10 protein-coding genes are annotated in these 10176 nt (G+C 73.1%); 4 read left to right on the top strand and 6 right to left on the bottom strand.

What is annotated here, in order from left to right; all coding sequences use genetic code 11:
• Positions 1-130 precede the first annotated feature (130 nt).
• On the top strand, positions 131-493 hold the full coding sequence (locus ACFV4G_RS18525) for a cupin domain-containing protein (RefSeq protein WP_380441546.1): 363 nt from the start codon (positions 131-133) through the stop codon (positions 491-493).
• Between the two features lie 39 nt (positions 494-532).
• Here the strand turns inward: ACFV4G_RS18525 and ACFV4G_RS18520 are convergent, their stop codons facing one another.
• From ACFV4G_RS18520 to ACFV4G_RS18500, 5 genes are all read right to left on the bottom strand, one after another.
• Positions 533-1318 (bottom strand): hypothetical protein, encoded by a 786-nt coding sequence (locus tag ACFV4G_RS18520; RefSeq protein ID WP_380441544.1) that lies wholly within the window; start codon positions 1316-1318, stop codon positions 533-535.
• The gene (locus tag ACFV4G_RS18515) at positions 1315-1866 is read right to left on the bottom strand and encodes a SigE family RNA polymerase sigma factor (RefSeq protein ID WP_380441542.1); all 552 of its coding nucleotides are present in this window, start codon (positions 1864-1866) and stop codon (positions 1315-1317) included. The genes ACFV4G_RS18520 and ACFV4G_RS18515 overlap by 4 nt, the downstream gene beginning before the upstream one ends.
• 83 nt (positions 1867-1949) lie before the next feature.
• On the bottom strand, positions 1950-3224 hold the full coding sequence (locus ACFV4G_RS18510; protein ID WP_380441540.1) for an Ig-like domain-containing protein: 1275 nt from the start codon (positions 3222-3224) through the stop codon (positions 1950-1952).
• A 185-nt stretch (positions 3225-3409) separates the two neighbouring features.
• A complete protein-coding gene (locus ACFV4G_RS18505) occupies positions 3410-3748 on the bottom strand; it encodes a hypothetical protein (protein ID WP_380441538.1) in 339 nt (112 codons plus the stop codon).
• Between the two features lie 486 nt (positions 3749-4234).
• Positions 4235-5635, bottom strand: a complete 1401-nt coding sequence (locus ACFV4G_RS18500; RefSeq protein ID WP_380441536.1) for a cystathionine beta-synthase — start codon at positions 5633-5635, stop codon at positions 4235-4237.
• Between the two features lie 253 nt (positions 5636-5888).
• Here ACFV4G_RS18500 and ACFV4G_RS18495 point away from each other — a divergent pair, with 253 nt between their 5' ends.
• The 3 genes from ACFV4G_RS18495 to ACFV4G_RS18485 all read left to right on the top strand — a co-directional run bounded on the left by ACFV4G_RS18495 (position 5889) and on the right by ACFV4G_RS18485 (position 9523).
• Positions 5889-6983, top strand: coding sequence for an SGNH/GDSL hydrolase family protein (locus ACFV4G_RS18495; protein WP_380441534.1), 1095 nt, complete (start codon positions 5889-5891; stop codon positions 6981-6983).
• A gap of 63 nt (positions 6984-7046) precedes the next feature.
• On the top strand, positions 7047-8267 hold the full coding sequence (locus ACFV4G_RS18490) for an acetyl-CoA C-acetyltransferase (RefSeq protein ID WP_380441532.1): 1221 nt from the start codon (positions 7047-7049) through the stop codon (positions 8265-8267).
• 311 nt (positions 8268-8578) lie between these two features.
• Positions 8579-9523 carry a hypothetical protein gene (locus tag ACFV4G_RS18485; protein WP_380441530.1) on the top strand — a complete coding sequence of 315 codons (945 nt, stop codon included), beginning with the start codon at positions 8579-8581 and terminating at the stop codon, positions 9521-9523.
• Between the two features lie 102 nt (positions 9524-9625).
• Here ACFV4G_RS18485 and ACFV4G_RS18480 read toward each other — a convergent pair whose 3' ends face one another.
• Complete coding sequence (locus ACFV4G_RS18480) at positions 9626-10003, bottom strand: hypothetical protein (RefSeq protein WP_380441529.1); 378 nt, start codon at positions 10001-10003, stop codon at positions 9626-9628.
• Between the last annotated feature and the right edge of the window lie 173 nt (positions 10004-10176).

Genomic DNA, 10176 nt, shown 5'->3' with positions numbered 1-10176 from the left:
GGCCCCGCCCCGGGGGCCGGCCCCCCGGGGGGCCCCGCCCCCCGCCCGGGGCGCCCCGGCCAGGGCCCCCCGGGCCCGCCCCCCCCCCCGCCCCGGGGGGCGCGCCCCCCCGCGGGGAGAGGAGCCTGCCATGTCCGGTCTGGTCAGGAAGAACTTCGACGATCCCGAGGAGATCCGCCCCTTCGAGGAGGGCTCGGGCGAGCTGCGGCTGGTCAACCTGGACGCCGGCCCGGTGGGCCGGGCCGTGTTCCAGCCCGGCTGGCAGTGGTCCAAGCACGTGAAGCCGATCGCCAAGACCGACAGCTGCCAGGCCGCCCACCTCGGCTACGTGGTGTCCGGCCGCATGCGGATCGTCATGGACGACGGCGAACAGGCCGACTTCGGCCCCGGCGACTTCATGATCTGCCCGCCCGGCCACGACGCCTGGATCCTGGGCGAGGACCCCTGCGTGATCGTCGACTGGCAGGGCTTCGCCGACTACGCCAAGCGCTGACCCGCCCGGGCTCGCTCGACGCACGCCTCAGCACACGGCTCAGCGCACGGACGGTACGTGCAGCGGGGACCCGTCCGGCGCCGTGCCGTCGGACGAGGCCAGCAGCCGGCCCTGGGCGTCGTAGACCCCGATCGGGTCGGTCGGCACCCGCGGCGCCCCCGGCAGCTTCCGCGGGATCGAGCTGGGACCGGTGAAGTAGAAGGCCGTCCAGCCCTCCATGCCCGGAGTGACGACCAGGGTCGCGGGGACGGGCACGCCTGCCACGAACTTGACGATCTTCGCCGGAGCCGGCCCCAGGTACATGCAGGGCTCGACGTCGCGCTGGAGCGTGGAGCTCATCTGGCAGTAGACGACCGGCCCGTCGTGCGAGAGGTTGTCGCCCGTGGCGTCCCGGCAGACCGGCGCGGCGACGAACTTCCCGTCCGCGTCGGCCAGTTCGTCACAGCGCTCGGTCCTGGTCACCGAGATCCGGAAGTCGGCGGCGACCTGCACCGGCTCCCCCGGGGCGACCTGCTTCACCACCGGGGACGGCAGCTCCACCGGGCCCGCCGCGGCCGTCGGGCCCGAGGTGGCCGGTGCGAGCGTCGGCCCGCCGGCCGACGGGGTCGCCCCCGCCGCGCTCGCGGGGCCGGCCGGCCCGGTGTTCCCCGCCGTGACCGCCGCCGTCCCGCAGACGAGGGCCACCGCCAGGACGGCCGCCCCGGTCCCCGCCCTGCGCCTGGCGCGGCGGCGGAGCGCGGCGGCGATGACCGGTGCCGGGTCCGGCCCGGCCGCGTCCGGGTCCTCGTTCCTGAGCAGCTCTCCGAGTCTGTCCTCGAAGCTCATACCGTCACCTCGATGTGCGTCGGGAGGCCCGCCGGTCCGCCGGAGCGGTCGGCGAGTTCGGGCAGTGCGCGCAGCTTCGACAGCGCCCGGTGCAGCGTGCTCTTCACCGTGCCCCGGGCGATGCCCAGTTCGGCCGCGATCGCGCCCTCGGTGAGGTCCCCGTAGTACCGGAGCACGACGACCGCCCGCTCCCTGCGGGTGAGCGTGCCCAGGGCCCGGTTCAGCAGCTCCCGCTGGGCCTGCCGTTCGGCGAGGTCCTCGGCCAGCGGCCGGTCCGGAGTGCGGTCGGTGGGCAGCTCGCGGTTGCGCAGCCGGCGCCACCAGTCGCGGTGCTGGTTGACGACGATCCGGCGGACGTACGCGGTGGGGTCGTCGCCGGTGATCCGGTGCCAGTGCAGGTAGGCGCGTTCCAGCGCCGACTGCACGATGTCGTGGGCCCGGTGGGGGTCGCCGGTCAGCAGCTCGGCCAGCCTCAGCAGCTGGCGGCCGTTGCCGGCGACGAACGCGCTGAACTCGGCGTCCTGTCGCTGTCTCTGCTCGCGTTTCACACCCGTCTGACTCCTCGGGCGGACCGCGAGGTTCGGTCCGCCCGAGGAGGAATTCCGGAACGGGTGTGCCCGGGTGGCGCGGATCAGACCGCGCTGCCGGCCTTCCAGTCGGCCCAGGCCATGTTCCAGCCGTTGAGGCCGTTGTCCGGGGCGACCGTCTTGTCGCCGGAGTTCACGACCTCGACGACGTCGCCGATCATCGAGGACTTGTAGAACTTGTAGCCGTCCGTGCCGCCGTCGGCCGCGCCCTTGGCGTCCTGGAGGCCGACGCAGCCGTGGCTGGTGTTCTGGCCGCCGAAGATCGACGACGGGGACCAGTAGTTGCCGTGGATGAAGGTGCCGGAGGTGGTGAGGCGCTGGGCGTGCGGCACGTCGGCGATGTCGTACTCGCTGCCGAGGTTGACGGTCTGCGAGTTCATCCGGGTCTGCGTGTACTGCTCCGAGATGACCATCTTGCCGCCCCACGTCGTGTGGTCGGGCGCACCGCCGGAGATCTTGTAGACGGCGCTGACCTGGCCGTCCGTGGTGACGGTGAGCTTCTTGGTGGAGAGGTCGGCGACGCTCGTCTGCGCGCGGCCGATGGTGAAGCTCACGTCCTTGGACTGGGTGCCGTACACGCCCTTGGCGCCCTGGACGTCCTTGAGCCGCAGCTGGACGGTCACCTTGGTGCCCTTGGCCCAGTACTCCTGCGGACGGAAGTCGAGGCGGGTGCTGGAGAACCAGTGGCCGACGATCTCGACGCCGGGCGCGGCGACCACGGTGATCGCCTGCTGGACGGCCTTCTTGTCGGTGACCGGCTTGCTGAAGTTGATCGAGACGGGCATGCCGACGCCGACGACCGAGCCGTCCTCGGGGGTGAAGTACCCCACGAAGGTGTTCGCCGGGGTGGCGGTGGTGAAGACGGCGTTGGCGTCCGCCTCCAGCTTGTCCTTGTCGGTGGCGGTGGCGGCGACGGTGTACTTGGTCCCGCTGACCGGCGCGGTGGCGGAGGTCCAGCCGGTGCCGTCGGAGGCGAGCTGGCCGGCCAGCTCCTTGCCGGTGGAGTCGGTGACCTTGACGGTGCCGAGGGTGCCGTTGGCGACGGTGACCTTGACCGGGTCGCTGAAGCTGGCCGCGGTGGTGCCGTCGGCCGGGCTGACGGTGATCACGGCGGTCGAGGTCTTCGGCGCGCCGCTCCCGCCGGAACCCGGAGTGCCGCCCCCGGAGCCGCCGGCACCGCCGGAACCGCCCGCGTCGGCGCTCTTGGTGTCGTTGCAGGCCGCGAGCAGGAGGACGGGTGCCCCGATGAGGCCCGCGAGTACACCGCGCCGGCTCCAGTTGCCCCCGGCCGACCGGCCCTGACCGTCGCGTGCCGTCACGTCGCGTTCTCCCTGCTGATCATCCCGGGCATTACGGATACAGAAACGCAATATGCCCGTTCACGGTTCCACCACCGAAGGGTAAGCGATCCTATGAGATGACCCAGCCGGCCTCCGTACGGAGCCAAAACGCCCGGCCCCCGCGTGCGCGGGCCGGGCGTTTCCGCAGCCGTGGTCCTCGACGACTACTCGGCGGACTCCTCCACCGCGTACTCGTCCCACTCCTCGTTGTCCGGGTCGAACTCGGTCTGGGCCGACTCCCAGGTCGCCGAGGCGAGCTCGACGCCCGGCACGTCGCCGAGCAGCGCCACCGGGTCGATGAAGTGGGCGAGCGAGCCCGACGGGTCCACCTCGATGGCCTCGACGGACTGCGCGCGCTCCTCGTCGTCGAGGTAGTCGTCGCCGGCCACCTGCTCCAGGGCCGCCGCCTTGAGGGCGCCCTCGTCGGTGATCTCCGCGATCAGTTCGATCTTGAGCCGGACGTAGCGCGGTGCGTCCTGGCCGGTCGTTTCAGTGCTGGTCATGCGTGCGAGCGTACGGGAAGGGCCGGTCCCTCGGAGAAGGACCGGCCCCGACCGCACTCCGCCTGGGCTCCCCCACCCGGGAGCCACGGAGTCGCGCCGACCGGCGCGGTGGCGGCTGCGGGAGCCGCCGCTCACCCTGTCGACCGGCCGGAGCCGGACAGGGGCGGGACGACGGCGCCTCCCGCAGCGGTGCCCCTCCCTCCGCGAAGCGGTCGGGGAGAGCGGACACGGCCGGCCGAGTCAGGGCCGCCCGACGTGTCCGGAGCCGACCGCGACCACCGGGGAGCCGCTCCCGGACGGTCACTGTCGCCTCGCTCGGCTTGTTGCCGTTGACACAACCATGCCGGAGCGTTGTTAACCGCGTGATGCGGGGAGGTGACGCCGGTGTACCACTTCGCCCGTGGACGAATCCTGCACATCCGTCCGGCGGGCGCGGCCCGGTGACCGCGCGTCAGCGCGCCACCGGTGCCCGGGCGCGCCGGAGCGTCAGTGCGCGGCGCGACCGGTCAGGAAGCCGAGCAGGTCCTGCCGGGTGACGATGCCCTGCGGCTTGCCCTCGACCAGCACAACCGCGGCGTCGGCCTTCTCCAGGACGGTCATCAGGTTGGTGACCGTCTCGCCCGAGCCGACCACCGGCAGCGGCTTGGACATCACCTTGTCCAGCGCGTCGGCGAGCTCGATCTCCTTCGCGAAGATGCCCTCCAGCAGCAGCTTCTCCACGACCGAGCCGATCACCTCGCCGGCCATGATGTCCGGGTGGCCGGCGCCAGGGGAGACCACCGGCATCTGCGAGACGCCGTACTCGCGCAGCACCCGGACCGCCTCGGCGACCGTCTCGTTCGGGTGCATGTGGACGAACTGCGGGACGCCGCCCTGCTCGATGCTCTCCTTGCGGGCCAGCACCTCGCCGATGTGGGCCTCGTCGGTGGCCGAGGGCAGGAAGCCGTAGTCGGCCATCCAGTCGTCGTTGAAGATCTTCGACAGGTAGCCGCGGCCGCCGTCCGGCAGCAGCACCACGACGACGTCGTCCGGCCCGAGCTTCTTGGCGACCTCCAGTGCGGCGACCACGGCCATGCCGCAGGAGCCGCCGACCAGCAGGCCCTCCTCCTTGGCGAGGCGGCGGGTCATCTGGAAGGAGTCCTTGTCGGACACGGCGACGATCTCGTCCGCGACGCTGCGGTCGTAGGCGGTGGGCCAGAAGTCCTCACCGACGCCCTCGACCAGGTACGGCCGGCCGGTGCCGCCCGAGTAGACCGAGCCCTCCGGGTCGGCGCCGACCACCTTGACCTTGCCGCCGGACACCTCCTTCAGGTAGTTGCCGGTGCCGGAGATGGTGCCGCCGGTGCCGACGCCCGCGACGAAGTGGGTGATCTTCCCGTCGGTCTGCTCCCACAGCTCCGGGCCGGTGGAGTGGTAGTGCGAGGCCGGGTTGTCCGGGTTGGAGTACTGGTCCGGCTTCCAGGCGTTCGGGGTCTCGCGGACCAGGCGGTCGGAGACGTTGTAGTAGGAGTCCGGGTGCTCCGGGGCGACGGCGGTCGGACAGACGACCACCTCGGCGCCGTAGGCGCGCAGGGTGTTGATCTTGTCCGTGGACACCTTGTCGGGGCAGACGAAGATGCACTTGTAGCCCTTCTGCTGGGCCACGATCGCCAGACCGACACCGGTGTTGCCGGAGGTCGGCTCGACGATCGTGCCGCCCGGCTTGAGGGCGCCCGAGGCCTCGGCGGCCTCGATCATGCGCATCGCGATGCGGTCCTTGACCGAGCCGCCGGGGTTGAAGTACTCGACCTTCGCCAGCACCGTCGCGCTGATGCCCTCGGTGACCTTGTTCAGCTTGACCAGCGGCGTGTTGCCGACCAGGTCGATGATCGAGTTGTGGTACCGCACGGGGGTCCTCCCGGTCTATGGGCATGCGAGTGCTTTCGGTAGGGCAAAGCCTAGGCCGTGCCAGGCGCACCGGCCCTCCCCTCGTGCACACCGCCCCCAATGGCCCACCTCCCCTCCCGCCGCCGGCAGCCGCCGCGCCCCCACCGATCGGCCCACGCCGCCGGTAGCCGCACCCCCCAACCGGGTAAGAACGCCGTGCAGACATTTCGTGGCCCCTGGAGGGGGCGGCACGAGGACGCGAAGGGGGCACCGGATGCCAGGGGCACAGGTTTCTCGGGCCCGGGTGGCCCGTCGGATCGCCACCGCCGCGGCGTACGGCGGCGGCGGCCTCGGTCTGCTCGGGGTCGGCCTGGTGGGGCTGCTGCTGACCGAGGGCAGACTCGCCATCCAGGCCATCGGCATCCTCGAAGGCGACCCGCCGAAGGCCGACGGCGTCTACGGCGAGGCCTTCGCGGACGCCGCCACCGGACCGCAGCCGCCGCTCGTGCTCGCCGTCTTCGGCGACTCCACCGGCGCCGGCCTCGGCGTGCTGCGCTCCCGCGACACCCCGGGGGCGCTGCTCGCGGCCGGTCTCGCCTCGGTCGCCGAGCGCCCGGTCCGGCTGGTGAACGCGGCCCGCTCCGGCGGCCGGTCCGCCGATCTCTCGGGCCAGCTGGAGCAGGCGCTGCCGCACCGCCCCGACGTCGCCGTGATCATGGTCGGCGCGAACGACGTGACCCGCCACAGCCCGGCCCAGCTCGCCGTCCGCCAGCTCGGCGAGGCCGTCGCGGCGCTGCGGGCGAACGGCTGCGAGGTGGTGGTCGGCACCTGCCCCGACCTCGGGACGATCAAGCCGGTGCGCCCGCCGCTGCGCTGGGTGGCCCGCCGGCTGAGCCGGCAGCTGGCCGCGGCCCAGACCATCGCCGTGGTGGAGGCCGGGGGCCGGACGGTGTCGCTGGGCTCGCTGCTGGGGCCGGAGTTCGCCGCGCGGCCCGAGATGTTCGCGGCCGACCGCTACCACCCGTCCGCCCAGGGCTACGCGACGGCCGCGATGGCCGTCCTGCCGTCGGTCTGCGCCACGCTGGGCCTGTGGCCGGACGAGGAGCACCCGGCCGGTCCGGGGCGGGCCGAGACGGTGCTGCCGGTGGCGATGGCCGCGGCGGCCGCGGCGGGCCGGGCGGGCACCGAGGTGGCGGCGGTGGAGGCCGAGGGCGCGACCCGCCGGTGGGCGCTGCTGCGCAACCGCCTGCGGGGCGGCCTGCCCGGCGCGTGGGCGGTCGGCGCACCGGGTGCCGGGCTGCCCGGGGAGCCTCCCGCCGCTCCCGGGGACACGTCGGCCAGCTCACACGCCGGTGCTGGTGACGCCTGACCTACCAGGCGGTAACTTTCCTCCCGGACGCCAGTCCGCCGTCAAGCCAGCGAGGAGCCCGTCATGCCCGAAGCCGTCATCGTCAGCGCCACCCGTTCGCCGATCGGCCGGGCGTTCAAGGGCTCGCTCAAGGACGTCCGCCCGGACGACCTGACCGCCCACGTCATCCAGGCCGCGCTGGCCAAGGTGCCGCAGCTGGACCCGCGCGACATCGACGACCTGATGCTCGGCTGCGGCCTGCCCGGCGGCGAGCAGGGCCACAACCTGGCCCGCATCGTGGCCGTCCAGATGGGCATGGACTACCTGCCCGGCGCGACGATCACCCGCTACTGCTCGTCCTCGCTGCAGACCACCCGCATGGCGCTGCACGCGATCAAGGCCGGCGAGGGCGACGTCTTCATCTCGGCGGGCGTCGAGACCGTCTCGCGCAGCGTCAAGGGCACCTCGGACGGCATGCCCGGCACCATGAACCCGCTCTTCGACGAGGCCCAGGCCCGCACCGCCAAGCGCGCCGAGGAGGGTGGCGGCGAGTGGCACGACCCGCGCGAGGACGGCCTGCTGCCGGACGCCTACATCGCGATGGGCCAGACCGCCGAGAACCTGGCCGCGCTCAAGGGCATCACCCGCGCCGAGCAGGACGAGTTCGGCGTGCGCTCGCAGAACCTCGCCGAGGCCGCGATCAAGGCGGGCTTCTGGGAGCGCGAGATCACCCCGGTGACGCTCCCGGACGGCACCGTGGTCAGCACGGACGACGGCCCGCGCGCCGGCGTCACGCTGGAGGGCGTGTCCGGCCTGAAGCCGGTGTTCCGCCCCGACGGCACGGTGACCGCCGGTAACTGCTGCCCGCTGAACGACGGCGCCGCCGCACTGGTGATCATGTCCGACACCAAGGCCCGCGAACTCGGCATCACCCCGCTCGCCCGCGTCGTCTCCACCGGCGTCAGCGCCCTCTCCCCCGAGATCATGGGCTACGGCCCGGTCGAGGCCTCCAAGCAGGCGCTGCAGCGGGCCGGCCTGAGCATCGGCGACATCGACCTGGTCGAGATCAACGAGGCCTTCGCCGCCCAGGTCATCCCGTCCTACCGGGACCTCGGCATCGACCTGGACCGCCTGAACGTCAACGGCGGCGGGATCGCGGTCGGCCACCCCTTCGGCATGACCGGCGCCCGGATCACCACCACGCTGATCAACTCCCTGCAGTGGCACGACAAGCAGTTCGGCCTGGAGACCATGTGCGTCGGCGGCGGCCAGGGCATGGCGATGGTCATCGAGCGCCTCAGCTGACCCCCGCCGACCTCCAACTGCCGTCCGCCGCACCCCCGGAAGGGTCTGGACCACCCATTTGGAGTGACGCACAGTAATTGAGGGCCGGATCACACCGCGAGGTCGATCCGGCCCTCTTCCGGTTCGTTTCCGACCCGGAAATCGACACTGCGGAGCGGATCAACTCCGCAGCGTAGAACGGTACTACTTAACAATTTGGGGACAAGGGCGAAAGTCCGGGACGAATTAGACATTCGCCACTGCGGTCACACCCCCACATGCGGCAGTGTGGAGAGGTAACCCCGTTCCGCTCCTCGCTAGGAGTACGTTCCGTGAGCGCCGTCTACACCATCCTGCTGCTGATCCTGATCACTGTGTCGGCCGCCGTGCTGATCCACCTGCGCGGGCTCTCCCGCCGGCTGGACGCACAGGCCGCGGCCCAGGCCGCGCCGGCCGCGGTCGACGAGGCCGCGATACGCCGGGCCGTGACCGAGGCGCTCGCCGCCGACCGCGAGCGGGAGATCACCGAGGCCCGGGCGTTCTGGGCCGAGCAGGAGGCCCGCGCGGCCGAGGACGCGCCACTGTTCGACTCGCCCTTCACCGGCGCCTTCTCCGGCACCGACGAGTGGCCGCTCTTCTTCCCCCGCCCCACCGGCCCGCAGGACGCCGCCGACAACGCCGGGACGATGGACCCGGAGTTCGGCGAGGCGCTGCGCTCCGCGCTGGAGGACCTGATCACCGAGGGCGGCACCGCCCCGGCCGAGCCCGGCACCGACGGCGGCGCGCCGCTGCGCCCCGGGCACCCGGCCGGCGCCGAGGCCTCCGGTGACGCCCGCGCCCGCCGCGAGGCCGACCTGATCGCCACCGGCCTGGAGGCCGGACTGCTGGACGCCGAACCGGCCGTCGAGGACGCCCCGGTCGCCGCGCCGGACCCCCGCCGCCACCCCTCGCACCCCGACTTCGTGCCCAGCCAGGCGCCGTCCCGCGAGTGGACCGACACCCGGCTGGCCACCCTCGCCGACGAGGGCGTCGCCCTGATCGACGTGCGCCCGGGCCCGCTGGGCACGCTGGACGTGTACGCCTTCGCCGACGGCACCACGCTGTGCGTGGCCCCGGGCGACCGGGAGGCCGCCTACCGGCTGATCGACGCGGTCCGGGCCGGCGAGCACGTCCGGCTGCTGGGGGGCTCGCGCTTCTCCGGCTCGTACTCGCTGACGTTCTCCACCGACGAGGAAGCCGTCTACGTCCTCGCCGACCGGGTGGTCGCCAGCATCTGACACCCGCTCACCGCGCGTCGAAGCACGTCGCCGAAGGCCGCCCGGGTCAGCGGGGTTACCGACCCGGGCGGCCTTCGGCATTCGCGCGCGCCCGGGAGGCGCCTACGCGCAGAGCGCCGCCGTCTCGCCGACCGCCTCGACCGCCCCGGCCAGCACCTCGGACACCCGCGCGGGGCCGCCGAGTTGCCGCGGCAGCGCCACCTCGGCGTCCTCCGGCAGGGCCGCGAGCGCGAGCGCCAGGTCGTGCCCGGCGACGGCCAGCTGGTCCCCCACCGCGAACGGGCCCGCGTCCGGGAAGTCCCGCTCCGGCCCGCCCTCCGCGGCGCCGCCCAGCGCCGCCAGCCGGCGCGCCAGCGCCAGCACGGCCGCCGCCCGCGACGCGTGTCCGGGCACGGCGCCCAGCAGCTTGCTCTGCGGCAGCGAGCGGAAACGATCCGCCAGGGAGTCGACGGCTTCGACCAGGGGCTGTACGTCATGCATACCGAGAAGCCTAGGGCGAAAGACACGCCCTACGGGCCCCGAACGCCGCCGGGCCCCGGAGCGGTGTGCTCCCGGGGCCGGCGGCCGGGGGGGGGGGGGTACCACCCCGGGGTGGTAGATAAATCGTGGGCGCCCACGAATGCGCTCAAGCGCCACATAAAGACCTAGATACA

Source organism: Kitasatospora sp. NPDC059747 (genome assembly GCF_042732955.1).
Lineage (GTDB): Bacteria > Actinomycetota > Actinomycetes > Streptomycetales > Streptomycetaceae > Kitasatospora.
The sequence above is the reverse complement of the archived record's forward strand: the minus strand, read 5'-3'. Positions and strand labels throughout refer to the sequence as shown.